The 24652-nt window shown below is 71.2% G+C and carries 21 protein-coding genes and 1 pseudogene; 13 read left to right on the top strand and 9 right to left on the bottom strand.

Going from position 1 to position 24652, the window contains the following annotated elements; all coding sequences use genetic code 11:
• The first annotated feature begins 3 nt into the window (after window positions 1–3).
• Genes OC490_RS42665 through OC490_RS42655 form a run of 3 tightly spaced genes read left to right on the top strand, consistent with a single transcriptional unit; the run spans window position 4 to window position 2914 of the window.
• A complete protein-coding gene (locus OC490_RS42665) occupies window positions 4–1581 on the top strand; it encodes a 4-coumarate--CoA ligase family protein (RefSeq protein ID WP_262063435.1) in 1578 nt (525 codons plus the stop codon).
• Window positions 1578–2312, top strand: coding sequence for an enoyl-CoA hydratase family protein (locus tag OC490_RS42660; RefSeq protein WP_262063434.1), 735 nt, complete (start codon window positions 1578–1580; stop codon window positions 2310–2312). The genes OC490_RS42665 and OC490_RS42660 overlap by 4 nt, the downstream gene beginning before the upstream one ends.
• Window positions 2300–2914, top strand: a complete 615-nt coding sequence (locus OC490_RS42655; RefSeq protein WP_262063433.1) for a TetR/AcrR family transcriptional regulator — start codon at window positions 2300–2302, stop codon at window positions 2912–2914. Before OC490_RS42660 ends, OC490_RS42655 begins: the two co-directional genes overlap by 13 nt.
• Before the next feature lie 66 nt (window positions 2915–2980).
• Here OC490_RS42655 and OC490_RS42650 read toward each other — a convergent pair whose 3' ends face one another.
• Window positions 2981–4093, bottom strand: coding sequence for a citrate synthase 2 (locus OC490_RS42650; protein ID WP_262063432.1), 1113 nt, complete (start codon window positions 4091–4093; stop codon window positions 2981–2983).
• A gap of 153 nt (window positions 4094–4246) precedes the next feature.
• Here OC490_RS42650 and pdxH point away from each other — a divergent pair, with 153 nt between their 5' ends.
• The gene (pdxH, locus tag OC490_RS42645) at window positions 4247–4966 is read left to right on the top strand and encodes a pyridoxamine 5'-phosphate oxidase (protein ID WP_410099251.1); all 720 of its coding nucleotides are present in this window, start codon (window positions 4247–4249) and stop codon (window positions 4964–4966) included.
• 446 nt (window positions 4967–5412) lie between these two features.
• Window positions 5413–6831, top strand: a complete 1419-nt coding sequence (locus OC490_RS42640) for a PAS domain-containing protein (RefSeq protein WP_262063431.1) — start codon at window positions 5413–5415, stop codon at window positions 6829–6831.
• A gap of 7 nt (window positions 6832–6838) precedes the next feature.
• On the opposite strand, the gene OC490_RS42635 is transcribed toward OC490_RS42640, so the two are convergent.
• Window positions 6839–7594 (bottom strand): SIS domain-containing protein, encoded by a 756-nt coding sequence (locus OC490_RS42635; RefSeq protein WP_200715393.1) that lies wholly within the window; start codon window positions 7592–7594, stop codon window positions 6839–6841.
• Window positions 7595–7843: 249 nt separating this feature from the next.
• Here OC490_RS42635 and OC490_RS42630 point away from each other — a divergent pair, with 249 nt between their 5' ends.
• Window positions 7844–8536 (top strand): metal-dependent transcriptional regulator, encoded by a 693-nt coding sequence (locus OC490_RS42630; protein WP_262063430.1) that lies wholly within the window; start codon window positions 7844–7846, stop codon window positions 8534–8536.
• 518 nt (window positions 8537–9054) lie between these two features.
• Window positions 9055–9912: an alpha/beta fold hydrolase gene (locus tag OC490_RS42625; RefSeq protein WP_262063429.1), complete on the top strand. Its 858-nt coding sequence runs from the start codon at window positions 9055–9057 to the stop codon at window positions 9910–9912.
• Between the two features lie 35 nt (window positions 9913–9947).
• Here OC490_RS42625 and OC490_RS42620 read toward each other — a convergent pair whose 3' ends face one another.
• The 3 genes from OC490_RS42620 to OC490_RS42610 form a co-directional block, all read right to left on the bottom strand.
• Complete coding sequence (locus tag OC490_RS42620) at window positions 9948–11555, bottom strand: transporter (protein WP_262063428.1); 1608 nt, start codon at window positions 11553–11555, stop codon at window positions 9948–9950.
• Window positions 11552–12322, bottom strand: coding sequence for an ABC transporter ATP-binding protein (locus tag OC490_RS42615; protein WP_262063427.1), 771 nt, complete (start codon window positions 12320–12322; stop codon window positions 11552–11554). The genes OC490_RS42620 and OC490_RS42615 overlap by 4 nt, the downstream gene beginning before the upstream one ends.
• 65 nt (window positions 12323–12387) lie before the next feature.
• Window positions 12388–13041 carry a bifunctional DNA primase/polymerase gene (locus OC490_RS42610; RefSeq protein WP_201051988.1) on the bottom strand — a complete coding sequence of 218 codons (654 nt, stop codon included), beginning with the start codon at window positions 13039–13041 and terminating at the stop codon, window positions 12388–12390.
• A 265-nt stretch (window positions 13042–13306) separates the two neighbouring features.
• On the opposite strand from OC490_RS42610, the gene OC490_RS42605 reads away from it, so the two are divergent.
• Together OC490_RS42605 and OC490_RS42600 are read left to right on the top strand one after the other, a co-directional pair.
• Window positions 13307–14692 (top strand): transcriptional regulator, encoded by a 1386-nt coding sequence (locus OC490_RS42605; protein ID WP_262063426.1) that lies wholly within the window; start codon window positions 13307–13309, stop codon window positions 14690–14692.
• Between the two features lie 201 nt (window positions 14693–14893).
• Complete coding sequence (locus OC490_RS42600) at window positions 14894–16657, top strand: hypothetical protein (RefSeq protein WP_262063425.1); 1764 nt, start codon at window positions 14894–14896, stop codon at window positions 16655–16657.
• 29 nt (window positions 16658–16686) lie between these two features.
• Here the strand turns inward: OC490_RS42600 and OC490_RS42595 are convergent, their stop codons facing one another.
• Complete coding sequence (locus OC490_RS42595) at window positions 16687–18000, bottom strand: ABC transporter substrate-binding protein (RefSeq protein WP_262063424.1); 1314 nt, start codon at window positions 17998–18000, stop codon at window positions 16687–16689.
• Window positions 18001–18117: 117 nt separating this feature from the next.
• On the opposite strand from OC490_RS42595, the gene OC490_RS42590 reads away from it, so the two are divergent.
• Both OC490_RS42590 and purU read left to right on the top strand, forming a co-directional pair.
• The gene (locus OC490_RS42590) at window positions 18118–18618 is read left to right on the top strand and encodes an SCO4402 family protein (protein WP_200715011.1); all 501 of its coding nucleotides are present in this window, start codon (window positions 18118–18120) and stop codon (window positions 18616–18618) included.
• A gap of 103 nt (window positions 18619–18721) precedes the next feature.
• Window positions 18722–19633 carry a formyltetrahydrofolate deformylase gene (purU, locus tag OC490_RS42585; protein ID WP_262063423.1) on the top strand — a complete coding sequence of 304 codons (912 nt, stop codon included), beginning with the start codon at window positions 18722–18724 and terminating at the stop codon, window positions 19631–19633.
• 158 nt (window positions 19634–19791) lie between these two features.
• Here purU and OC490_RS42580 read toward each other — a convergent pair.
• Both OC490_RS42580 and OC490_RS42575 read right to left on the bottom strand, forming a co-directional pair.
• Window positions 19792–21114, bottom strand: a pseudogene (locus tag OC490_RS42580) (maleylpyruvate isomerase N-terminal domain-containing protein).
• On the bottom strand, window positions 21111–21692 hold the full coding sequence (locus tag OC490_RS42575) for a sigma-70 family RNA polymerase sigma factor (protein ID WP_262063422.1): 582 nt from the start codon (window positions 21690–21692) through the stop codon (window positions 21111–21113). Before OC490_RS42575 ends, OC490_RS42580 begins: the two are co-directional and overlap by 4 nt.
• A 321-nt stretch (window positions 21693–22013) precedes the next feature.
• Between OC490_RS42575 and OC490_RS42570 the strand changes: the two genes are divergently transcribed.
• Window positions 22014–22403: an STAS domain-containing protein gene (locus OC490_RS42570; RefSeq protein ID WP_262063421.1), complete on the top strand. Its 390-nt coding sequence runs from the start codon at window positions 22014–22016 to the stop codon at window positions 22401–22403.
• Between the two features lie 143 nt (window positions 22404–22546).
• The gene (locus OC490_RS42565) at window positions 22547–23059 is read left to right on the top strand and encodes an EF-hand domain-containing protein (RefSeq protein WP_262063420.1); all 513 of its coding nucleotides are present in this window, start codon (window positions 22547–22549) and stop codon (window positions 23057–23059) included.
• On the opposite strand, the gene OC490_RS42560 is transcribed toward OC490_RS42565, so the two are convergent.
• Window positions 23043–24572: a class I adenylate-forming enzyme family protein gene (locus OC490_RS42560; RefSeq protein WP_262063419.1), complete on the bottom strand. Its 1530-nt coding sequence runs from the start codon at window positions 24570–24572 to the stop codon at window positions 23043–23045. The two genes, OC490_RS42565 and OC490_RS42560, sit on opposite strands and share 17 nt — an antisense overlap.
• Window positions 24573–24652 lie beyond the last annotated feature (80 nt).

Below are 24652 nucleotides of genomic sequence, written 5' to 3'. Positions count from 1 at the left end.
ACCATGTTCCGCAGCGAGTACGCCGACGTTCCTGCCGTAGAACTCCCCATCCATGACGCGGTGTTGGCGCGGGCCGGGGAGTTCGCGGAGGAGCCCGCGCTGATCGACGGCACGGACGGCACCACCCTCACCTACGCGCAGGTGGACCGGTTCCACCGCAGCATCGCGGCGGGCCTCGCGGACGCGGGCGTGCGCAAAGGGGACGTCCTCGCGCTGCACAGCCCGAACACGGTCGCCTTCCCACTGGCCTTCTACGCCGCCACGCGCGCGGGTGCCTCCGTCACGACGGTGCACCCGCTCGCCACGCCGGAGGAGTTCGCCAAGCAGCTGCGGGACTCGGCGGCCCGCTGGATCGTCACCGTGTCACCGCTCCTGGAGGCGGCCCGCCGGGCGGCCGAACTCGCGGGCGGCGTCGAGGAGATATTCGTCTGCGACAGCGCGCCCGGACACCGTTCGCTGGCCGACATGCTCGCCTCGACGGCCCCCGAGCCGGTGGTCGACATCGACCCCGTGGAAGACGTCGCGGCCCTCCCGTACTCCTCGGGAACGACCGGCGTCCCCAAGGGTGTGATGTTGACGCACTGTCAAATAGCCACGAATCTGGCCCAGTTGGAGCCCGCGGTCCCCACCGGCCCCGGCGACCGCATCCTCGCCGTCCTGCCGTTCTTCCACATCTACGGCCTCACGGCCCTCATGAACGCCCCGCTGCGGAACGGCGCCGCAGTCGTCGTCCTCCCGCGCTTCGACCTCGAAACCTTCCTCGCGGCCATCGAGAACCACCGCATCACCGGCCTCTACGTCGCCCCGCCGATCGTCCTGGCCCTGGCCAAGCACCCGGCGGTCGCGCAGTACGACCTCTCGTCGCTGAAGTACATCATCAGCGCCGCCGCCCCCCTCGACGCGAACCTCGCCGCCGCCTGCTCGCAGCGCCTGGGCCTGCCGCCCGTGGGCCAGGCGTACGGCATGACGGAACTGTCCCCGGGCACCCATGTGGTCCCCGTGCGGGACATGCCCACGGCACCTCCCGGCACGGTCGGCAAACTCATCGCCGGCACCGAGATGCGGATCGTCTCCCTCGACGACCCCGCCAAGGACCTCGGCGTCGGGGAGGCCGGCGAACTCCTCATCCGCGGCCCCCAGGTGATGAAGGGCTACCTGGGCCGCCCCGACGACACCGCCGCGATGATCGACGAGGACGGCTGGCTGCACACCGGGGACGTCGGCCATGTGGACGCCGGCGGCTGGACGTTCGTCGTCGACCGGGTCAAGGAACTCATCAAGTACAAGGGCTTCCAGGTGGCCCCCGCCGAACTGGAGGCCCTCCTGCTCACCCACCCCGGCATCGCCGACGCGGCCGTGGTGGGCGAGTACAACGAGGACAACAACGAGGTCCCGCACGCGTACGTGGTCCGCCAGAAGGCGGCCGCAGACCTCCCCGAAATGACTGAAGGAGAGGTCATGATGTACGTCGCCGAACGCGTCGCCCCCTACAAGCGGGTCCGCCGGGTCACCTTCATCGATGCCGTCCCGCGCGCCGCCTCCGGCAAGATCCTGCGCCGCGAACTCCGAGGCCGCTCATGACACTGATCGGCGGGACACGCACACGTGGCATCGAGACCCTGAGCCTGGACTCACCGGACACCCGCAACGCGCTGTCGGCGCCCCTGGTGGCCGAGTTGGCGGACGCCCTCACCGAGTGCGCCAAGGACACGGATGTACGGGCGGTCGTCCTCACCCACACGGGGAACACGTTCTGCGCGGGCGCGGACCTCCGGGACCCGCCGCCCCCGGACGCCTTGGTGAGTCTCCTCCGCCAGATCGTGGAGACACCCAAGCCGGTCGTCGCCCGCGTGACCGGCCACGTACGGGCGGGCGGCCTCGGCCTTCTGGCGGCCTGCGACATCGCGGCGGCATCCGGGGAAGCCACCTTCGCCTTCACGGAGGTACGGATCGGGGTCGCCCCGGCGGTGATCTCCCTCCCGCTCCTGCCCCGCACGGACCCCCGCGCCCTCGCCCGCTACTACCTCACCGGCGAGCGCTTCGACGCGCCGGAAGCGGCCCGGATCGGCCTGCTCACGGCAGCGGGAGAGGACGTGGACGAGTCCCTCGCCCCCATCCTCGACGGCCTGCGCCGCTCCGCCCCCGAGGCCCTGGCCGAGACGAAGCGGCTGCTCACGGCTAGGGTGCTGGAAACCTTCGACCGGGACGCGGCCGACCTGACCGCGCTCTCGGCACGGCTGTTCGCCTCCGCGCAGGCCCGCGAGGGGATGACGGCCTTCCTCGAACGACGGGATCCCGCATGGCTGGTGTGAGCGCGGCGCCCGCGACGGGCACGGTCGACCGCAGACCCAAGCAGGACCGCAGCCGGGCCACCCGGCAGCGCCTCCTGGAAGCCGCCGTGTCCTGCCTCGCCGAACACGGCTGGGCAGGCTCCACGGTCTCCGTCGTGGCCGAACGCGCCGGCGTCTCCCGAGGCGCCGCCCAACACCACTTCCCCACCCGCGAGGACCTCTTCACGGCGGCCGTCGAGTACGTGGCGGAGGAACGCTCCACGGCTCTGCGGGAACTGTTCCCGGAGGGCGCGGAAGACCGCCGCGTAGTGGTCGAGGCCCTGGTGGACCTCTACACGGGCCCCCTCTTCCGCGCCGCCCTCCACCTCTGGGTAGCCGCCTCGAACGAGGACCAACTCCGCCCCCGGGTAACGGAGTTGGAGGCGAGGGTGGGCCGTGAGACTCACCGCATCGCGGTGGAGTTGCTGGACGCCGACGAGACGCGGCCGGGGGTGCGCGAAACGGTCCAGGGCCTCCTGGACATGGCGAGGGGCCTGGGCCTGGCGAACCTGCTCACGGATGACGGGGGACGCAGGGAGAGGGTCGTCGCCCAATGGACCCACCTGCTGGAAGGCGCCCTTTAGGGGCGCGGGGAACTGCGCGACCAGCCACAGCGCACCCGCACCCGCACCCGCTCCTCAGGCCCCGCTTCAGTGGGCGATATCCCCAAACCCCGCGATCGACTCGGGCCCCCGAGTAGCAGGCCCCACATACCGCGCGGACGGCCGCACCAGCCGCCCCGTCCGCTTCTGCTCAAGAATGTGCGCCGACCACCCCGCAGTCCGCGCACACGTGAACATCGACGTGAACATGTGCGCCGGCACCTCGGCGAAGTCGAGCACGATCGCCGCCCAGAACTCGACGTTGGTCGCGAGCACCCGGTCAGGACGACGAGCGTGCAACTCGGCCAGCGCCGCCTTCTCCAACGCCTCCGCGATCTCGAACCGCGGCGCCCCCAACTCCCGCGCCGTACGCCGCAGTACACGAGCCCGAGGATCCTCGGCCCGGTACACCCGGTGCCCGAACCCCATCAGGCGTTCACCCTTGTCGAGCGTCTGCCGGACATACGCCTCGGCATCCCCGGTCCGCTCGATCTCCTCGATCATCCCGAGAACACGCGACGGCGCACCGCCGTGCAACGGCCCGGACATCGCCCCCACGGCCCCCGACAGCGCGGCAGCGACATCCGCTCCGGTGGACGCGATCACCCGGGCCGTGAACGTCGACGCGTTCATCCCGTGCTCCGCGGCGGACGTCCAGTAGGCGTCCACGGCGGCGACGTGCTTCGGATCGGGCTCACCGCGCCACCGGATCATGAACCGTTCGACAACGGACTGCGCCTTGTCGATCTCGCGCTGCGGCACCATCGCGTTGCCCTGCCCGCGCGCGGACTGGGCGACGTAGGACAGGGCCATGACGGCCGCGCGGGCGAGGTCGTCGCGGGCCTGCTCCTCGTCGATGTCGAGGAGCGGCTTGAGGCCCCACACGGGCGCGAGCATGGCCAGCGCGGACTGTACGTCGACGCGGATGTCACCGGAGTGCACCGGGATCGGGAACGGTTCGGCCGGCGGCAGTCCGGGGTTGAAGGCGCCGTCGACGAGCAGCCCCCAGACGTTGCCGAACGAGACATGGCCGACCAGATCCTCGATGTCGACGCCCCTGTACCGCAGGGAGCCGCCTTCCTTGTCCGGCTCGGCGATCTCCGTCTCGAACGCGACGACTCCTTCGAGTCCAGGGACAAAGCCGGGGTCGAAGTCGGACATCAGGCGGCTCCTCATGCTGTGGCTCCACGGTCGCCGGGGACTCGCGGGCCGAAGATAGAGACATCAGCACCATAACGCCGGGTGCCACGGTTAGGGAGGGTGTGCGGCACTGAGTGCCACCCGAACTCGTGGCCGCACCCGTCGTACGGCAAGATGACCGCCGTGACCGACCGCGATCCCACCGACGGCGAAGCCACCGCCCGCGATACCGCCGCCCGTGATCCCCGCCTCGACCCCGCCGCGATGCGCAAGCAGTACCGGGCGGCGGGTCTCGACGAGCACGATCTGGCAGCCGGCCCGATGACACAGTTCGGCCGCTGGTTCGAGGAGGCGGCGCTCCAGGATCTCGTCTACGAACCGAACGCCATGGTCGTCTCCACCGCCGACGCCGACGGCCGCCCCAGCTCCCGCACGGTCCTCCTCAAGGACTACGACGACCAGGGCTTCGTCTTCTACACGAACTACGAGTCGCGCAAGGCCCGCGAACTCGCCGCCAACCCGTGCGTCTCCCTGCTCTTCCCCTGGCACCCCATGGCCCGCCAGGTCCTGGTCACCGGCATCGCCCGCCGCACCGGCCGTGACGAGACCGCCGCGTACTTCCGCACCCGCCCGCACGGCTCCCAGCTCGGCGCGTGGGCCAGCGTCCAGTCCTCGGTGATCGGTTCCCGGACCGAACTGGAGTCGTCGTACACCGAGTTGGCCGCCCGCTACCCCGAGGGCGAACAGGTCCCGGTCCCACCCCACTGGGGCGGCTTCCGCATCGCCCCCCGGACGGTCGAGTTCTGGCAGGGCCGCGAGAACCGCCTCCACGACCGCCTCCGCTACACCGCCGAGCAGGACGGCAGCTGGCGGGTGGACCGCCTCAGCCCCTGACCCGCAGGGGCCCGCAAACGCAGGCGACCCGCGAGCTCAGGTCCCTCCGCCTGACGGCGGGGGAGCCGGCCGGACGTACCGGCGAGCTCGCGGGTCGGGTGACTGCGTTGGGTTAGGCCGGTTGCGTGCGACTCGCACACGCTGGTCCGGCGCCGAACCGAGTACGACGGCGGGCCACTAGCCCGCAGTCACCTCTTCCGTCCGGTATCCATACATCTGCCGAACCACCTCCTTTCCGAAGTACTCGCCACCCTAAGAAGCCGTCGGCCTCCGATCAACCGCTTTTTGCGGATGCGGACCGCGCCGGTGCCGGAACCGGCGCCGTACAACGATTCCCTCAATCTTTAGGAACGTGGTGTGTGCTGCGTCACGTTCGAGTTGAATGATGGTGAGTGAGTGAACCGACGCTCCGTGTCCGCGGACGCAGCCTGCAGCAGGGGGTCCAGGTGAGTGCTTCCCGGCGTAGTGGGACCACCGACGAGTTGGGTCCCGACGAGCCCGAGCGGGACGGTGGTCCCGAGGCGGTCGGCGGGTCCGATCTGCTGGCCGCGTTGCTGGACGGGATGGACGCGGCACTGTGTGCCTTCGACGCAGACGGTGTGCTGACCCACTGGAACCGCGAGGCGGAACGCATCCTCGGCTGGACCGCGGCCGAGGCCGTGGGGCGGCACGGGCTGGCCGGGTGGGCCGTACGGACCGCGGACGCCGAGGAGGTCGAGGCGCGGCTGATGTCCGCCATGCAGGCGCCCGGGCGGCAGGTCAACGAGTTCGCCCTCCTTACGAAGGACGGTGGGCGGGTGCTCGTGCGGACCCAGTCCGCCGCCGTGCGCGGGCCCGACGGGAAGCCCGCCGGCGTCTACTGCGCCTTCAGTGAAGTGCACGCCCAGATCGACCTCGAGCGGTCGATCGCCCTCAGTGAGGCCCTCTTCGAGGACGCCTCCTGGGGGGTCGTGCTCGTCGACGCCGACCTGCGGCCCGCCGTCGTCAACGCGCATGCCGCGCGGGCGCTCGGCACCGGGCGCACCTCCGTCCTCGGGCGGCCCCTCGGTGAACTACTGGCCCAGGGCGTCGAGGAGTTGGAGGCCGCGCTCACGCATGTGCTGGCCGAGGGCGCGCCGCCCGCGCCGGCCGAGATCTGGGTGAGCGTACGGACCCCCGAGGGGCATCTGCGGCGCTGCTGGCGGAGCGGGTTCCTGCGGCTGGCCTCGCCGCTCACCGAGGAACCGGTGCCGCTCGGCGTCGGCTGGCTCTTCCAGGACGTCACCGAGGCCAAGCAGATCGAGCAGGAGGCCTCCCTGCTGCGCTTCCGCGCCCAGCAGCTGCACCGGGCCGCGCGCGCCGCCGCCGAGTGCGAGGACCCGCGCGACGCGGCCACCGTCCACCTCGACTTCGCCCTCGCCGGCTTCGCCGACCACGCCCTCGTCGACCGTGTCGTGGGTGGATCGTTGAACGACAGTGACGGGGCCCAGGCTGTGGCCGTACGGCTCGTCCGGGTCGCCGCCACGCCCACGGGGGCGCCGGGGCCCAGCCTGCTCAGCGGCGCGGCCGGGCTGCCCGTGCGCTACGGAGAGGGGCATCCCGCCCTGCAGTGCGTCGAACGCATCGGCTCCGTGCGGGCCAGCATCGGCGCCGCCCCGCCCGAACAGGCCCGGGAGTGGGCCCGGGCCCGCCAGTGGCCCCAGGACGCCGTGCACGCGCTGTGCGCGGTACTGCGCAGCCGGGGGCGGACGCTGGGTGTGGTGACGTTCCTGCGCGGGGCGGGCCGCAGCCAGTTCGAACGGTCCGACTCGATCTACGCCGAGGACGTGGCCGTACGGATCGCGGCGGCCCTGGACCTGGCGGGGGAGGCGGCCGAGAAGCAGTAGGGGTGCCTCAGTACTGGTAGAAGATCCGGTCCCGGTACTCCTCGAAGACCCGGCCGTTCCACTCGTGGCCGCCGTCCACGTTCCCGGAGCGCAGCAGCGGCGGCTCGATGCCGCGGTCGGCCAGGGTCGCCGCCGCCGTCGCCATGACGGCCTGGAGGAGGGCCGTGGTGACGACCGTGGAGGCGGGGGCGAAGGGGGCCGGGATGGCGTCGTGGGTGAGCTCCGCGTCGCCGATCGCGATCTTCGAGTCGAGTACGACGTCGCAGTGGTCCTTGAGATACGTCCCCGAGGTGTGCCGTGACGTCGTCTCCGAGGCGTACGCCACCGAGGTCACGCCGATCACGCGGACGCCGAGGGCGCGGGCCTTCATGGCCATCTCCACGGGCAACGCGTTGCGCCCGGACAGCGAGATGATCACCAGGGCGTCGCCGGAGCGCAGCGGTGACGTCTCCAGGACCACGCCCGCGAGGCCGTCGACCCGCTCCAGGGCGGAGCCCAGCGTGGCCGGCATGACGTCGACGCCGAGGACTCCGGGCACCACGAGCAGGTTCATCAGGGCGAGACCGCCCGCGCGGTAGACGAGGTCCTGCGCGGCGAGCGAGGAGTGCCCGGCGCCGAAGGCGAAGAGGCGCCCGCCGTCGGCCACGGTGTCCGCGAGGAGCGTGCCGGCCGCCCCGACGGAGTCGGCCTCTTCGTCGCTGACCCGCTGGAGCAGGGTGATCGCGGCGTCGAAGAACTGGCCGGCCGGCGTACGGTCGCTCATGCGGGAGCCCCCTCGGTGAGTTTGTGTCGCGGATCACCGTGCGGTCTGGACCAAGTGGATGTCAATACGGCGTCGAGGGCGATCGGGTACGCCGTGGGGCGGGCGGAGAGGGGCTTCGCGGACCGCCGTAACCGGCTCGTTTCAACGGCGCGGCACGGTTGTCAGTGCGATGCGTCAGAATTGAGTCCAGGGCCAGCGCACGCGCCGCGGAGCCGCCGAGCTTCGGGCAGAGGTAATCGAGGGGCACGTATGTCCGGACTGATCGACACCACGGAGATGTATCTCCGCACCATCCTCGAGCTGGAGGAGGAAGGTGTGGTCCCCATGCGCGCCCGCATCGCCGAGCGGCTCGACCAGAGCGGCCCGACGGTGAGCCAGACGGTGGCACGCATGGAGCGCGACGGCCTGGTGGCCGTCGCCAGCGACCGCCATCTGGAGCTGACCGACGAGGGCCGGCGCCTGGCCACGCGTGTGATGCGCAAGCACCGGCTCGCCGAGTGTCTGCTCGTCGACGTGATCGGCCTGGAGTGGGAGCAGGTGCACGCCGAGGCCTGCCGCTGGGAGCACGTGATGAGCGAGGCTGTGGAGCGGCGGGTCCTTGAGCTGCTGCGTCACCCCACGGAGTCGCCGTACGGCAATCCGATCCCCGGTCTTGAGGAGCTGGGCGAGAAGGACGGGGCGGACCCGTTCCTCGACGAGGGCATGGTGTCGCTGGCCGAGCTGGACCCGGGCCTGGACGGCAAGACGGTCGTGGTGCGCCGGATCGGCGAGCCCATCCAGACGGACGCGCAGCTGATGTACACGTTGCGCCGCGCGGGTGTGCAGCCCGGCTCGGTGGTGAGCGTGACGGAGTCGGCGGGCGGGGTGCTGGTGGGCAGCGGTGGCGAGGCGGCCGAGCTGGACTCGGGCATCGCCTCGCATGTGTTCGTCGCCAAGCGCTGACCACGGCCTGAGCCCGGCAGGGCCGTCAACTCGTGGGGCTGGAGAGGCAGTTGTGCCGTTCCGTCGGTCGCGGAGATTCCAAGATTCAGTGCGCTGAATCGCAGCGCGGGGACGCTTCGCGTGCCAGGCTGTCGCGTGAGGCATATGACCGTGAGGGGGCGGGAGGATGTGCCGCAAACGTGGGGGTGGCCCCGGCGCCGTGCGGCGCCGGGGCCTGTCCTCCCCTGTGCTGACCCGGAGCCCCGAGCTCTCAAGGTCATCCCCTGCGGACCGGTTTCCCCGAGCGGTCCGCCTCCCGCTGAAGATCTCCCCTCGGCAGCGGCGATCATTCCTTGAGCGGGGTCACTCGAACGAGGGGTGTTGCGGCCGGAGACGGCATTTTCGAATCTGTATTCGATAACCTGTGAGTGATGAAACGCGCGGGGCGTGACCTGTAGGAAGAGACGAGCAAGAGAAGAGACAGCAGCAAGAAGGAACGGCACAAGCGGCAGAGCGTGGCTAGGGGGGTGCCAGGACCAATGGCGCGGCGCATCGACGTGACCGGAGCAGGCGGCGTACGCCTGGCCGCATGGGAGTTCGCGGACCCGCCCAAATCGGGGGAGATCGAGCGGGCACCCGGAGTTCTCTTACTGCACGGCCTGATGGGCCGCGCCTCGCACTGGGCGTCCACCGCCCGCTGGCTCTCCGAACGGCACCGCGCGGTCGCACTCGACCAGCGCGGCCACGGCCAGAGCGACAAGCCGCCGCAGGCGGCGTTCACCCGTGAGGCCTACGTCGAGGACGCGGAGGCCGCGTTGGAACAGCTGGGGCTCGCCCCGGTCGTCCTCATCGGCCACGCGATGGGCGCGCTCACCGCGTGGCAGCTCGCCGCGAAGCGGCCCGATCTGGTGCGGGGGCTGATCATCTGCGACATGCGGGCGTCCGCGCTGGGCGCGGCCTCGCAGCGGGAGTGGTCCGACTGGTTCAAGTCCTGGCCCGTGCCCTTCGCCACGCTCGCGGATGTCCGCAAGTGGTTCGGCGAGGACGATCCGTGGGTGGAGCGGCCCAATCCGTCCCGGGGGGAGTTCTACGCCGAGGTCATGCAGGAGTCTCCCGACGGGTGGCGGCCGGTGTTCGAGCCGGAGCAGATGCTGAAGTCGCGGGAGACGTGGGTGTACGACGCGCACTGGGAGGAGCTGGCCCAGGTTCAGTGTCCCGCGCTGGTGGTGCGGGGGCTGGACGGGGAGTTGGGGCGGGCGGAGGCGCAGGAGATGGTGCGGGTGCTGCCGCGAGGGGAGTATGCGGAGGTCGCCGACGCCGGGCATCTGGTGCACTACGACCAGCCGTCGGCCTGGCGGGCCGCTATCGAGCCGTTTCTTGACGGGGTGCTGGTGTGAGGCCGCCCGGCCCCGCGCCCCTGAAGCACCACAAGTCACCCCTTGCTTACCGCTGCCAGGATCTCCGGTAGGCGCCTCGCCGTCCCCGGTGCCGCCAGCCGCAGCCCCGCGTAGGTGATCGCCGCCCCGTACCCCGCCCCCACCGGCAGCAGCAGCCAGCTCCACTCGTCGCCGTTCGCGCTCACGTTGGACCAGATCGTGAGGATGATGACGGGGGAGCAGAGCAGGGCCGCCGAGATCATGCCGCCGAAGATGGAGATCCAGGCCAGGCCCGCCTGGCCGGGAGCGACGTTCTTGTGGCCGCCCTGGGGGATGGAGTAGGGGAAGCGGGCCGAGGTCCAGGCGCCGGTCGCGAGCATCGCGCCGAGAAGGGCGAAGGAGAGGCCGAGGACCTCCGGGAGCCGGTGCCAGTCGCCGAGCATCGCCGTCGTCAGGACGGTCACCAGCGCCGCGTACGGGACGGTGATGACCAGCAACGCCAGCGCGCGGGCGCGGAGTTCGACGTAGGCGTCCCTGGTCGTGGAGATCGTCATCGCGACCATCCAGAACGCGGAGGTGTCCTGCCCGAACTGGTTGTACATCTGGACGCCGAGCATTCCGGCGGCGAAGCACGCGAAGTAGACCGAGCCGGTGCCCTGCAACGCGTTGAACACCGGCACGATCAGACCGATCGCCAGCGAAGTCACCCACGCCGCCTTGGTCTTGGGGTCGCGCCAGACATAGCGCAGGCTGCGTTCCATGACCGTGCCGGTGCGGCCGGCCGGGAGGAGACGGGCCAGGCCGCCGGTGGCCGCCCTGTCCTTCGCGGCCGGTTCGGCGGACTGGAGGGTGGAGCCGTCGGGCGAGGTCATCAACTTGGTGAGGCTGCGCGACCAGAAGGCGAGCAGCGCCGCCAAAGCGCCTGCGGAAAGGGCGAGTTGGACGACGGCGAGGCCGTACGCCCCCTTGCTCGCCGAGTCCACCGCGCCGACCGCCGACGCGGGCGGCACCCAGCGCAACACCTCGGCCGCCGGGTCGAGTTGGGACAGCCCGGACGAACCGAGGCGCTGCGCACCGAAGTTGACCAACTGCGCGCCGACCGCGATCACCAGCCCGCTCAGCACCGCCAGGTCCCGGCCCTTCCGGCTGGTCAGCAGGCGGATGTTGGCGGTGGCGACGGCCCGCGCGAGGGCCACGCAGACCAGCAGGGAGAGCGGGAGCGCCAGGATCGCCGTGACGTACGCGGCTGCGCCGTGCGCGACCGCGATCACCGAACCGAGCAGCAACATCAGCGTGAACAGCGGCCCGATGCCGACCAACGAGGCCGCCAGCAGCGCCCGTACGAGAGGCTGGGGCCGCAGCGGCAGCATCACCAGGCGGGTCGGGTCGAGGGTCTCGTCGCCGGTCGGGAAGAACAACGGCATCACCGCCCAGCCCAGCCCCAGCACCGACACCAGGATGACCACCACGGAGTCGGCGTGCGCGTCCCCGCGCAACGCGATCAGCCCGAGCAGCTGCAGCGCCGCGAACAGCAGCGCCACGACCGCCGACGCCACATACGCGGCCCGTCGGCCCCCGGACTGCCGTAGACCATTGCGCAACAACGACAGCTTCAGGCGTACGACGACGGGAGTGATCGAGGCGGCTGCCGTGGTGTCGCTCATCGGGTGCCGCCGCCCAGCCAGTCGAGGTCGGAGCCGTGGTCGCGGGCGCCCGCGCCGACGAGTTCGAGGAACGCCTGCTGGAGCGTGGGCGCTTCGCCGCGGACCTCGGCCAGGGTGCCCTGGGCGCGGATGCGGCCGGCGGCCATCACGGCCACCCAGTCGCAGAGCGACTCGACGAGTTCCATGACGTGGGAGGAGAAGACGACGGTGGCGCCGGAGGCGGTGTAGCGCTCCAGGACGCCCCGGATGGTCTGCGCGGAGACCGGGTCGACGCCTTCGAACGGCTCGTCCAGGAACAGGACTTCGGGATTGTGGAGGAGAGCGGCGGCGAGCCCGATCTTCTTGCGCATACCGGTGGAGTAGTCGACGACGAGCTTGTGCTGCGCACCGGCGAGGTCGAGCACGTCCAGCAACTGCGTGGCCCGCTTGTCGACCTCGGCCCCGGGCAGCCCCCGCAACCGCCCGCTGTAGCCGAGGAGTTCACGCCCCGAGAGCCGCTCGAAGAGTCGTAGACCCTCGGGCAGCACCCCGATCCGCGCCTTCACGGCCACGGGGTCACGCCAGACGTCGTGCCCGACCACCTCGACAGACCCCTGATCGGGCCGCAGCAACCCGGTCACCATCGAGAGGGTGGTGGTCTTCCCGGCGCCATTGGGCCCGACCAGCCCGATGAACTTCCCGGCAGGCAACTCCAGATCGATCCCGGCAACAGCAACCTGCTGCCCAAACCGCTTCCAGAGCCCACGCACACTCACAGCCGACGTCATGGAAGCCCACCCTAGGGGCGCGGGGAACTGCGCGCCCAGCCACAACGGACCCGCACCCGCAAGATCTACCGATCCCGCCCACACGCATAGGCGAGCGGCGAGATCAACTCCTCCGCATCCGGCAGCCACCGGTTGGCAGCGGTAGGTCGGCAGGCCCACTGCACAGCCCCCCGAGACCCGAACCGCGTGGGCGGCGCGGCCACATACCCACCCTCACCCAGCACCACGAGATCAAGAGTGGCGGGGGACCAGCCGATCTTCCGCACCAGATCCGGCACCTTCACCGAGGCACCCGGCAGAACAAAGAACTCCATCCGCCGCGCCGGCGTCAACGTGACGGGACCCAGCGTCAACTCCATGCGCTCCATCCGGGCCAGCGCGAGGAACCCCGCGGTCTCCGGAACGGAAATCGCGTCGAACGTCCGCCCGGTCGGCAGCAGAATCGATGCCCCTGGCTGCTTCTGCCACATCCGCCGCGCGACCGTCGCGCTGCCCGTCGCCTGGGTCGCCCAGTCCTCACGCGCCGGATGTGCGCCGGGTGCGGCGCACGCGGGGTCCTCGCACGAGCAGCGCTGCACCCCGTCGACGGCTTCCAGCCAGGTGCCGGGGAAGACGTCCCAGTGGCGCTCCTCGGCGTAGCGTACGGCTGTCTCCAGCAGCGATTCCCCGCGCTGCTTCGGAATCTGAGCGGCTTCGGTGCCCGCGATCGTCTCTTCCACGCCCAACACAACTCCCGCACCCACCTCGGGTTACGGCTGTAGCGCGCGCGGGGGAGGAGCATCGATTCCGCAACTGGGGCGCATGGATGCATGTGCGGGGGCGCGCGGGAGGGCCGAGGGCGGGAACTGGGTAGCCACGTGAGGGGCGGGCACCAGCCTTTACCCCGGCATTCCTCGCATGCTTCGCATTTTCGCCATGTTCGCTGGGCATTGATCTTCTCGGCCGGATCTTTTCGCTTCAGGGGTTGTTCCCAGGGGGTACGCCATGGCCGCAAGGCCACTTGTCGCGCGGCAGCCGAACGAACGGCTGCAGGCGCTCATCCAGGAGGCGGGGTGCTCGAACGCCGGGCTGGCCCGCCGGGTCAACATGTGCGGCGCCGAGCACGGTCTCGACCTGCGCTACGACAAGACGTCCGTGGCCCGCTGGCTGCGGGGACAGCAGCCGCGCGGGCGCGCTCCGGCGATCATCGCCGAGGCACTGGGCCGCAAACTGGGCCGTACGGTCACGATCGACGAGATCGGCATGGCCAACGGCAAGAACCTCGCGTCGGGTGTGGGCCTGCAGTTCTCGCCGACCGTCCTCGGGGCCATCGAGCAGGTGTGTGAGCTGTGGCGCAGTGATGTCGGGCGCCGGGACTTCCTGTCCGGTTCGTCGGTCGCCGCGTCCGCGCTGGTCGAGCCGAGCCGTGACTGGCTGATCTCCTCGCCGGACTCGCAGGTCGCGCGCGCGGCGGGACCGCGGGTGGGCCAGTCCGACGTGGCGGCCGTGCGCGCGATGACGCAGGCGCTCAGCGAGTTGGACCACCAGTACGGCAGCGGGCATGTCCGTCCGGTCGTCGTGCACTACCTCAACAGCGTCGTCTCCGGGCTGCTCGCGGGGTCGTACCGCGAGGCCGTTGGGCGTGAACTGTTCGCCGCCGTCGCCCGGTTGACCGAACTCGCCGGCTACATGGCCGTCGACACCGGTCAACCCGGCCTGGCCCAGCGGTACTACATCCAGGCGCTGCGCCTCGCCCAGGCGGCCGGGGACCGGGGATACGGCGGGTACGTCCTCGCCGCGTCCATGAGTCACCTCGCCGCGCAGCTCGGAAACCCGCGTGAGATCGCGCAGTTGGCGCGGGCTGCGCAGGAGGGCGCACGGGGGCGCGTGACCCCCAGGGCCGAGGCGATGTTCCACGCGGCGGAGGCGCGCGGGCACGCCCTGATGGGGGACGCGCGGTCGGCGCAGCTGGCGTCGGGGCGCGCGGTGAGCGCGCTGGACGCGGCGGATCCGTCGTCCGGGGACGACCCGGCGTGGATCGGACACTTCGACGAGGCGTATCTCGCCGACGAGTTGGCGCACTGCCACCGCGATCTGGGGCAGGCCGAGGCGGCGGCCAGGTGCGCGCAGGAGTCCCTGGACGGGCACCCGGAGTCGCGGGCGCGCCGCAGGGCCATCGGCTACGTCCTGCTGGCGAGCGTGCAGGTGCAGCAGCGCGAGGTCGAGCAGGCCTGCAACACGGGCCTGAAAGCAGTGGAGTTGCTCGGTTCGCTGCGCTCCAACCGGGGCGCCGAGTACCTGGACGACTTCCAGCAGCGCCTGGAGCCGTACCGGGACGAGCCGGTGGTGCGGGAGTTCGGGGCGCGGATGGAGTTGCAGGCCGCGGCGTGAACGGGGAGTGAACGGAAGCTTCCGGTGGTGATCCGGTGGTGAAAGGAGGGCGTAGAACGGGATTTGGCGCGGATGAGGGGCCGGAGTTGTTACCGGGGTCACAAGTGGAGAGGTCCAGTCCAGTGCTGCGTGGCACCGGGCTCGGGGTACCCGGTAGCGTGAACCGACGATCCCGTAGGTCCCCCATTCGTAGGAGTCCCGGTGACGCAGAGTGGACAGGGCGAGGAGCCCTCGGCGCGGCCCGCGCGCGAAGGCATCGTGCTGCCCTCCGACGGAGGTGAACCCCTCCTGCCGGGTATGACGGGCGGACGCGGTAACCAGCAGTCGGTCGGGCAGCCGCCGAGCACACCCCCGGGCGGCCAGGCCTGGGGCGGGTCATGGGGCCCGGACCAGCAGCAGGACCCCCAGCACCACGAGCAGCGGACCCCGGCCCCGCCGCCGGGCCAGGGCTGGGGGGACGCACAACAGCAGTCGCAGCAGTGGGGCGCCGCCCCCGAGCAGCCCTCCCCGTGGGGCGCCCAGGACGGCATCCCGAGCCAGCCGGGGGCGCTGCCCCAGGAGAGCGCCCAGCACGCGGCCTACGGCGTCCAGCAGCAGTCGTACGCCCAGGAGTACTCGCCGGCACCGGGATACGCCCCGGAGCAGTCCGCCGGGTACGGGGCGGGCGCACCGGGCTATGGAGCGGGCGCACAGGACTACGGCTACGGATACGGAGCCTCCGGTTCGGGCGGCGCACCCCTGCCTCCCGGCGCCTCCACGTCCGCTTCCTCGTCCGCGTTCCCCAGCGCCCCGCTGCCGCCCGCCGACGAGGGCGCGACGCAGTACATCCCGCCGGTGGTCAACCTGCCCGGCGACGAGGGCGCCACCCAGTTCCTGCCGCCGGTCCCGGCCGCGCCGATGGACGAGGGGGCGACGCAGTTCCTCCCGCCCGTGCTGCCCGGGGCGCTGCCGCCCGAGATGTCCGGCGGTGCCGGGCCGATGCCGCCGGCCGCGCATCCCGACGCCCAGCCCACGCAGTTCCTCCCGCCGGTGCCCGCGCAGGGCGGCGCCCCCGGGTACGGGTCGCGGCCGGGCGGGGCGGACGACCGGCAGCCGCCCGCCGAGTTCGACAACCTGTTCCGCAGCGACGCCGGCCGCGGCGAGGCACCGGCCGGGTCCACGCAGCAGCTGCCGCGCTTCCAACAGCCGCCGCCACAGGCCGAGAAGCCTGGCTACGGGCAACAGGGCCACGGACAACAGGGCTACGCGCAGCCGTCGTACGCCCAGCCCCCCTACGCCCAGCCTCCCTACGCCGAACCGTCCTACGCCCCGCCCGGGCAGGACGACGACGGCGGCCGGGGCGGGCGTCGTTCGCGGGTGCCGTTGATCGCCGGTGTCGGGATCGTCATCGCGATCCTCGGGGTCGGTGCCGGGGCGCTGCTCAGCGGTGGCGGGAGCAAGAGCGACGACAACAAGACCGTCGCCGCGACGTCGGCCCCGACCGGGGGTTCCTCGTCGGCGGGCGGCGACGCGGCCAAGGAACAGGCCGTCGCGCTCGACGAGTTGCTGGCCGACAGCGGCAGCAGCCGCGCCTCGGTGATCCGTGCCGTGGGCAATGTGAAGGCCTGCGACAACCTCGGCGACTCCGCCTCCGACCTGCGGGACGCGGCCAAGCAGCGCGCCGAACTGGTCACGAAACTCTCGCAGTTGACGGTGGACAAGCTGCCGGACAACGCGGCCCTGACGACCGCCCTCACCAACGCGTGGAAGGCGTCCGCGTCGGCCGACAACCACTACGCGGCCTGGGCCGACCAGGCCGCCGGCAAGCACGGCTGCAAGAAGGGCCAGGCCCGCACCACCGGCCAGACCGCGGCAGGCAACGCGGCGAGCGGTGTCGCCAGCAACCAGAAGACCAAGGCCGCCGCGCTCTGGAACACGATCGCGAAGACCTACGGTCTGACCCAGCGCCAGCCGACCCAGCTCTGAGAAACAGGAACTGACGACGGGCGCGGACCTCAGTCGAGGTTCGCGCTCTCCAGTGTCGCCGTCATGTCGAAGAACCCCTTTTTCGCCGACACCAGAATGCCCTTCCGTACGACCTGAAGGGTCACCGAGGCGTTGACCAGGCGGGACAGGCCCACCGAGGCGAGATCGTCGTCGTCGGTGGAGCTCCACTGGAGCGTCGGCGTGAGCCCGCCCGTGGTGACCTTGACGCCGTCGTCGAGGGCGCGCCGCACGGTGTCGGCGCTCACCTCGCCGTTGCCGAGCGAGTTCACGACGGTCTTGAACGCGGTGTAGGCGATCCAGGTCGTCTCCACACCCGCGTCCGCCGGGTCGATGCGGTTGTCGCCGAAGGCCACCTCGTTGACGGCCTTCTTCATCGGGTCCCAGCGCGGGTCGCCCGCGACCGGGTACCAGCCGGTGATGTACGACCCCTCGTACGGACCGGACTGCCCGCCCGTCGAGTTGATCTCGGTCTGGTCGACGCTGCCGAGCACGGTCGCGGTGTGCACGGCGGGATAGTCCTCGCGCTCGCGCCGGAAGGAGTCCATGAAGGTGTCGGTGCGGTCCCCGAGCGAGGGCACCACGCACCCCTCCTTCGACGACGTGCCACGGGTCGTGCTCTCCAGCGCGCGCGTCGACTGGCCGGAGTACTCGGTGGCGTTGTCGGCCGCGAGCTGGTCGACGGCCGGTGCGTGCCCGCCCGCCGAGAGCCCCGCGTTCAGCAGCGGGGGCAGGTCGTCGCCGGCGATGGAGTCGGGCCGGACCAGGGTCACCGTGCCGCAGCCGGGGGCGAGTTGCTTGCCGAGACCGGCCAGCAGCGCGGGCTGGCCGCCGTTGACGGGGTAGGACAGCGCGCGGGTGAACTCCTCGCTCGTCACGCCGTAGCCGCCGATGTACGGGATGCCGGCGCCCTCCAGCGGGGCGAAGAACGAGTCGCTGAACTCGCTGTAGGAGCCGACGACCGCGACGACGTTCTCCTTGACGGCCTGCCGGGCGCACTTCGCCGCGGAGACGCTGGCGTTGTGGTCGTTGCAGGTCAGGACCTTGAGTTTGCGGCCGTTGAGACCGCCGTGCTTGTTGATCCACTTCGCGTACGCCGTCGCCATCGCGGGCATGCCGGGTTTGTTGGTCGCGTTGGTGTCCCAGGGCGCCCAGGTCATGACGGTGATCGGGGCGTCCGCGGAGCCCGAGGTGCCGGGTATGACCCCGCAGCCGGCCGCGAGCGACGCGAACGCCAGCAGCGCCGCCGCCGACCTGGCGGTGGCGCTGACGGGCCGGGTGATCGTGGGGAGGAAGGTGCTGCGGTTGCGCCGCCTGCCGGTCATGTACACACACGCTTCCGCCATACCGCTAACCCGGGAGTGACTCCCGGTCAACGAGTGGTGACCTGGAGGTGAATTACGGGGGGCGTTCCTGTGTGTGTGACAAGGAACGTACGATCGATGACCGTGCAAGCTCCGGAGAACTCTTCCCGTCGCCCCCGTCGCTCCTTCACCATGGGCGGCATGCCACTGAACGACATGCCGTGGTGGCGCTGGCGCAGCAACGTGCGTTCCGCGCTGCACATGCTCTCCGATCCGGTGTTCCAGCAGAACGTCTGGCTGGCCGGTGTCGACGGGTACGGGGACGTCACCGACGCCGTCTACCGCCTCGTCGAGGACACCTGGCTGGACAACTGGTCCGCCGAGAAATACGTCGGCACGATCTTCCGCGACTCCCAGGAGGCGGCCCTCGTCGACTCCGCCGTCCTGCGCGTGCTGCGGATCATGCACCAGGTCGGTCCCGACGCCCCGGTCTCCGCGTACGTCGACCACCAGGCGTGGCCGGAGGCGGTGCGGGCGGCACGTGACGCGCACGTACGGATGGCGTCGAGCGACGGCGAGGACCCTGACGCGCCGCCGCGCACGCTTGAGGTGCTGCAGATCATGACGCGGTCGGCGTAGGGCGGTTCGGTCACGGCGGCTCGGTCACGGCCGCCCGTCCGCCGCCGGTCCGGGTGGCGGACGCCGGTCCCCCCTCCCAGGGGGATATGGGACCCTGTCCTGCATGAACGCGCAGTCCACCCGAGCCGCGGCGCCCGCCGACCAGTACGTCCTGACCCTGTCCTGCCCCGACAAGCAGGGCATCGTGCACGCCGTGTCGAGCTACCTCTTCATGACCGGCTGCAACATCGAGGACAGCCAGCAGTTCGGCGACCACGACACGGGACTGTTCTTCATGCGCGTCCATTTCTCGGCGGAGCCTCCCCCGCTGCCGAAAGCGCGGGAGGTGCCCCCAGTGACCGTGGACAAGCTGCGCGCGAGCTTCGCGGCGATCGGTGACTCCTTCCACATGGACTGGCAGCTCAACCGGGCCGACGAGAAGATGCGCATCGTCCTCATGGTCAGCAAGTTCGGCCACTGCCTGAACGACCTGCTGTTCCGCGCCCGTATCGGGGCACTCCCCGTGGAGATCGCGGCCGTGGTGTCCAACCACACCGACTTCGCCGAGCTGGTGGAGTCGTACCACATCCCCTTCCACCACATCCCCGTGACGAAGGACAACAAGGCCGAGGCCGAGGCGCGGATCCTGGACCTGGTCCGCGAGGAGAACGTCGAACTCGTCGTCCTGGCCCGCTACATGCAGGTCCTCTCCGACGACCTCTGCAAGGCGCTCAGCGGCCGGATCATCAACATCCACCACTCGTTCCTGCCGAGCTTCAAGGGCGCGAAGCCGTATCACCAGGCGCACGCGCGGGGCGTCAAGCTGATCGGCGCGACGGCCCACTATGTGACCGCCGACCTCGACGAGGGCCCGATCATCGAGCAGGAGGTCGAGAGGGTGGGACATGACGTCACCCCGGACCAACTGGTGGCGATCGGCCGGGACGTGGAGTGCCAGGCGCTGGCGCGGGCCGTGAAGTGGCACGCGGAGCGCCGGATTCTGCTCAACGGGCACCGGACGGTTGTGTTCGCCTAGGAGCTCGGGGGCGCGGGTTCGAGGGCGGCGGCTGCGGGCCGGTGGGGCCGTTCGCGCCCACGCGACGGAGCCGCAAATCGACACAGCCCCGCGCCTCTGAAAGTGAGCCTGCGTTTCCAAGGGGCGGCGAGCAACCACAACGCACCCGCAGCCGCCCCCTACATCCGGCTCATCGACGCTGTCGCGAACAACACATCCCTGATCGCCTCCCGATCACCGAGCTGCCCCGCAGCCGCTTCCTCCGGCGACACATGCCCGGCGGCCAAGTGACAGAACTCCACCCCGTCCAGGGCGATATGAGCCACCTCCCGCTCAGCCGACCCCACCGCCCCGGGTGAGTCGAGCGGAATCAACCACTCACCCCCGCCATGCCCCTCGATCTCCAGCCGCAGGCTGCGCCCGGGATCCCCGGCCGGGACCAGGTGCCGCCCCTCAGCCGGCGCAGCCAACCCGTGGCGCCGCCGCTCGGCCAGCACCGCGGGCAGCATCCGCGCCGCGAGGTCGATCATCCGGTTCAGGCTGCGCGGCGACGGCGGCTCGTAGGGATAGTCCACCGCCTCCGCGATGTCCTCCGCGTGCACCCAGCACTCGAAGGCCCGGTCGAGCATCGCGTCGTGCAGCGGCAGCTCGAAGTCGCCGTAGGACACGGCCCGTTTGCCGGCGGTGGTGCCGGTGAACGACACCGTGCGGACGATGTCGTGGCTCTGCTCGCGCCAGGGTGCGCGGATGGAGCGGGTGGGCGGGAAGTACGACGCCCGCCAGTAGGCCTCGGTGCGCGCGGCGGGATTCGTGGCCTTGCCGGCCGTCTCCCCGGTCAGCGGGTCGTCCAGGCCCAGCGCCGTCGCGACCAGGCCGTCGACGGTCAGCAGATGCGCGATGACCCCGGCGACGGTCGTACGGCGGCTCGTCGGGGCCTGTCCGTCGAACTACCGCAGCCGCACGGGCGCGTGCCACTCGGCGTCGCCTATGTCCTGCAGCAGGGCGTCCAACCGCGCGGTCTCGGCGTCGTACGGCGTCGCCCACTCGGGTACCGGGATGCGCGGCGGCCGGCGGTCGAAGGAGCCGGTGAGGACGCGGGTGCGCAGCCCGGGGTCGAGGTCGAGGGGTTCGACGGGGTGCAGGAGGCCGACCGCTCCGCGCAGCCGCAGCGCCTCGTCCGCGCAGGAGCCGCACTCGCCGAGGTGCTCCTCCACGGCCGTCGTCTCCGCCGCCGAGCACGCGGCCAGCGCCCAGGCGCCGAGCAGCGCCTTCAGCACCGGGTGCTCCAGCACCAGCGGCGCGGGCCGGGACGCCGACTCGTCGAGCTCGGGCAACGGGCGCCCACCGTCCTCCACGGAGGCCCGGGGCATGGGGATACGAGGCGGCACGGAACCTCTGCCGTCGCTCTCGCCCTCGCCCTTTCCGAAGGAACTCCCGCCCTCCCCGGACGGACTCCCGTCGTACGCCTCGTGCTCGTCGTGCTCGTCGTTCGCGTCGCTCACACCGCACCCCCTGGTCCCGCTGGTTCCGGCGGTGCGCCGGTGTCGTGGGCGGTGGACAGGAGTTGGAGGCCCAGGCGCAGCCGGCGGCGGGCCTCGTCCTCGGTGACGCCGAGGTCGACGGCGGTCTGGCGGTAGTCACGGCGCTGGAAGTAGGCCAGCTCCAGGGCGGCCCGCAGCGGGGCGGGCATGGACGTGACGATGTAGTCGGCGCGGGCGGCGACGGAGGCGCGGCGCACCTTGCGCTCCAGTTCCTCGGTGGAGCCCTGGCCGTCCTGGGCGAGGGCGGCGGTCTCGGTGGCGCGCAGCCGCTGCACGGCGAGGCGGGCGGTCAGCGCGGCCACCCAGGAGCGCAGCGGGCCCTGCTTGGGGTCGTAGTCGTCGGGGTGTTCCCACACATGGGCGAAGACCTCGCGGGTGATGCCGTCGGCGGCGCGCTCGTCGCCGAGGACGCGGTGGGCGAGGGCGTGCACGAGGGAGGCGAAGCGGTCGTACAGCTCACCGAGGGCCGCCGCCTCGCCGCGGGCCAGCCGCTGCTGCATCTTGCGGTCCCAACGGGGCGGTGCGTCCTTTGTCGCCATGCGGCCCCCTCACCGTGTCCGTGCCCAAGTCAAGCGTGCGCCCACCGTCTCTTCGAATGTAGTCGGCACCTCGGACAGCGCACGCCCCTTCGTGCAATTGCACGCCCCCGAGGGGGCGCGGGTGGTAGCGGACATGTGCCTACCCGGTCCACAACTGATCGAACAGGATCGAAGGCGACTAAAACAAGCCTCTTCGGACCGGTTTCCGTTTCTGTCCTCGTGTTTCAGGGAACGGCCGCTGGGCAGCCGCGCTGCAAGGAAGCGTAGGTAGGGCTTCCGTTTCCGGACGGTTTCCGGGAGTTCCGGCTAGCGAGAGGCGCGATGGTGGCCTTCAAAGTGAACGACGGCGAGCGCGGCGGCTGGTCCGTGCTCCTCGTGTCCGGCGAATTGGACCTGGTGACCTCGCCGGTGCTGCGTCAGCGGGTGCACGACGTGGTGGCGGACGGTCACCACAGCCTGGTCGTGGACCTCTCCGAGGTGCTGTTCTGCGACTCCAGCGGGGTCGGCGTCCTGATCGCCGCCCGCCGCCTCATCCGCTCCTGCCAGGGGCATCTGCGGCTGATCCTGCCCGCGCAGGGAGCCGTCGACGGCTCGCACGTCAACCGGGTGCTCGGCGCCCTCGGGGTGCGCCGTCTCTTCGACGTCTACCCAGATGTGATGACGGCCACAGAGGACGAGCCCGAGGACGAGGCGGACCCCCTCTCGGCGTGACGCGTCGGTTTCCGGGGTGACGCCGTTGTTTCGGAATTTCCCCGGTCTTGGTACAAGCGACGTTTTCCTGCTCCCGGACCCGCCCCGGCGTCGTACGCTCCCTGCCAAGTGCACCCCCACATGAGTAAGGCGGCCCGAAAGACATGGTCAGCACCGAGTACGAGCGACGGATCGCCGCCCGGTTCGCCACCTTCGACCAGGACGGCAACGGCTTCATCGACCGGGAGGACTTCAGCTCGGCGGCCAAGGCGCTGCTCGCGGAGTTCGGCACGGCGGCCCGCTCCGACAAGGGACAGGCCCTGTACATCGGCGCGGAGGCGTTCTGGCAGGGCATGGCGGGAATCGCCGACCGGGACGGCGACCAGCGGGTCAGCCGCGAGGAGTTCGTCAACGGCGCGGTCAAGCGGCTGCGCGACAACCCGGAGCGCTTCGCCGAGATCGGCCGCCCCTTCCTGCACGCGGCCCTCGACGTCGCCGACCCGGACGGCGACGGCTCGGCCACCATCGAGGACACCGTGCGCGTCCTCAAGGCCCTCGGCGTGCCCGACGACATCGCCGCCATGGCCGCCGACGCCCTCGACACGGACAGCGACGGCAAGGTGGGCGAGGCGGAGATCATCTCCTCCTTCGCCCGCTACTTCACCGTCCCGGAATAGCCCCGGAACCCGAATAGCGCTCCCGCAGCTTGTACTTGAGCACCTTGCGCAGCGTCTCGTTGCGCGGAAGGGCGTCCACGATCTCCAGCTGCTCCGGCAGCTTGTGCACGGACAGCCCTTCCGCGCGCAGATAGTCCGTCACAGCCGTCAAGGTCAACTCCCCGGCCCCCGGCGGCTGTTCGACCACCGCGCACACCCGCTCCCCGCGCTCCGCGTCCGGCAGCCCTACGACGGCCACGTCACCGACGTCCGGATGCGCGGCGAGCAGATCCTCGATCTCCTTCGCGGAGATGTTCTCGCCCTTGCGGATGATCACGTCCTTGAGCCGCCCGGTGAGGATGAGATGCCCGCTGTCGGTCACGACCCCCAGGTCCCCGGTGCGCAGGAACCCGTCCGCGTCGAAGGCCTCCGCCGTCTGCGCCGGGTCCAAGTACCCCTGGCACACGGCCTCCCCGCGCAACCGCACCTCCCCGCCCTCCGCGATCCGTATCTCCATCCCCTCGGGCGGCCGTCCCTCGGTCGTGGCGAGGTTCTCGGTCGTGTCCTCCGGGTCGCCCATGGTGATCATCGGCACCTCGGTCATGCCGTATCCGTGGGTGAGTTGAACCCCCATCTCCCGTACGACGGAGTGGTAGACCTCCGGCGGCTTCGGTGCCCCGCCGCCCGCGAGCAGCCGCAGCGAGGGGATCACGGGAGTGCCGGGCTGCTTGCGCTGTTCGGCAAGGAACATGGAATAGAAGGCGGTTGACCCGCCGGCCACCGTCACCCCGTGCTTGCGGTAGCCCTCCAGCGCGTCCGGCAGCGCGAACTGCTCGAACATCACGGCAGGGAAGCCGTACAGCAGCAGCATCACCGTGTAGTCGGGCCCCGCGATGTGCGCGTACGGGAAGGCCATCGAGCCCACGTCGTCCGCCGTCAGCCGTAGCGCGTGCGCGAGGCAGGAGCCGCCCGCGATCAGCGAACGGTCCGTGTGCAGCACGCCCTTGGGGTCGGAGGTGGTGCCGGAGGTCCAGTAGATCCAGCGGACCGAGGTGCCGTCGGCGGGCGGCGCGGGGAGCAAGGACGGGTCCCCGTCCGGGAGTTGGGCGTCGTCGTACGCCTCGAAGATCCCCCGCGCGCCGAGCCGCCGTGCCATCTCCGTGTGGTCGAAGCCGCGCCAGGTGCCCGGCACCGCGAAGTACTCCGCCTTCGACTCCCGCAGCGCGAAGCCGACTTCGCGGTCCCGGTAGAAGGGGATCACCGGCGTCTGCACGGCGCCCAGGCGGGCCAGCGCGAAGGAGAGCAGGGCGGTCTCGATCCGGGTGGGCAGCTGCCAGGCGACGACCGTGCCGGGCCGTACGCCCATGCCGTACAGGCCCGCCGCCACCCGCTCCGACCGGTCCCGCAACTCGCCGAAGCTCAGGGCCCGGTCGTCCTGGAGGAAGACCGGCCGGTCGGGGGTCAGGTGGGCGCGGCGGACGACCAGTTCCCACAGCGTGGGGGCGGAACTCAGGGAGTGCGGCGTCTCGTTCATGGTGCCCCCTCCTTGGCTGACGACTCGTCAGGTGACATGCTATCTGACGGGTCATCAGATAAGTACCGTCCGGCGGAGGG

It is taken from the genome of Streptomyces sp. STR69 (genome assembly GCF_024519455.1).
Classification (GTDB): Bacteria; Actinomycetota; Actinomycetes; order Streptomycetales; family Streptomycetaceae; genus Streptomyces.
Note: the sequence above shows the minus strand (reverse complement) of the source record. Positions and strands in the feature narration are given on the sequence as shown.

Excerpts from the sequence above, each read along its gene's own strand:
- OC490_RS42665 (WP_262063435.1), top strand. The coding sequence starts at position 4 with ATGTTCCGCAGCGAGTACGCCGACGTTCCTGCCGTAGAACTCCCCATC.
- OC490_RS42660 (WP_262063434.1), top strand. The coding sequence starts at position 1,578 with ATGACACTGATCGGCGGGACACGCACACGTGGCATCGAGACCCTGAGC.
- OC490_RS42655 (WP_262063433.1), top strand. The coding sequence starts at position 2,300 with ATGGCTGGTGTGAGCGCGGCGCCCGCGACGGGCACGGTCGACCGCAGA.
- OC490_RS42650 (WP_262063432.1), bottom strand. The coding sequence starts at position 4,093 with ATGTCCGACTTCGACCCCGGCTTTGTCCCTGGACTCGAAGGAGTCGTC.
- pdxH (WP_410099251.1), top strand. The coding sequence starts at position 4,247 with ATGACCGCCGTGACCGACCGCGATCCCACCGACGGCGAAGCCACCGCC.
- OC490_RS42635 (WP_200715393.1), bottom strand. The coding sequence starts at position 7,594 with ATGAGCGACCGTACGCCGGCCGGCCAGTTCTTCGACGCCGCGATCACC.
- OC490_RS42630 (WP_262063430.1), top strand. The coding sequence starts at position 7,844 with ATGTCCGGACTGATCGACACCACGGAGATGTATCTCCGCACCATCCTC.
- OC490_RS42625 (WP_262063429.1), top strand. The coding sequence starts at position 9,055 with ATGGCGCGGCGCATCGACGTGACCGGAGCAGGCGGCGTACGCCTGGCC.
- OC490_RS42620 (WP_262063428.1), bottom strand. The coding sequence starts at position 11,555 with ATGAGCGACACCACGGCAGCCGCCTCGATCACTCCCGTCGTCGTACGC.
- OC490_RS42615 (WP_262063427.1), bottom strand. The coding sequence starts at position 12,322 with ATGACGTCGGCTGTGAGTGTGCGTGGGCTCTGGAAGCGGTTTGGGCAG.
- OC490_RS42605 (WP_262063426.1), top strand. The coding sequence starts at position 13,307 with ATGGCCGCAAGGCCACTTGTCGCGCGGCAGCCGAACGAACGGCTGCAG.
- OC490_RS42595 (WP_262063424.1), bottom strand. The coding sequence starts at position 18,000 with ATGACCGGCAGGCGGCGCAACCGCAGCACCTTCCTCCCCACGATCACC.
- OC490_RS42590 (WP_200715011.1), top strand. The coding sequence starts at position 18,118 with ATGACCGTGCAAGCTCCGGAGAACTCTTCCCGTCGCCCCCGTCGCTCC.
- purU (WP_262063423.1), top strand. The coding sequence starts at position 18,722 with ATGAACGCGCAGTCCACCCGAGCCGCGGCGCCCGCCGACCAGTACGTC.
- OC490_RS42575 (WP_262063422.1), bottom strand. The coding sequence starts at position 21,692 with ATGGCGACAAAGGACGCACCGCCCCGTTGGGACCGCAAGATGCAGCAG.
- OC490_RS42570 (WP_262063421.1), top strand. The coding sequence starts at position 22,014 with ATGGTGGCCTTCAAAGTGAACGACGGCGAGCGCGGCGGCTGGTCCGTG.
- OC490_RS42565 (WP_262063420.1), top strand. The coding sequence starts at position 22,547 with ATGGTCAGCACCGAGTACGAGCGACGGATCGCCGCCCGGTTCGCCACC.
- OC490_RS42560 (WP_262063419.1), bottom strand. The coding sequence starts at position 24,572 with ATGAACGAGACGCCGCACTCCCTGAGTTCCGCCCCCACGCTGTGGGAA.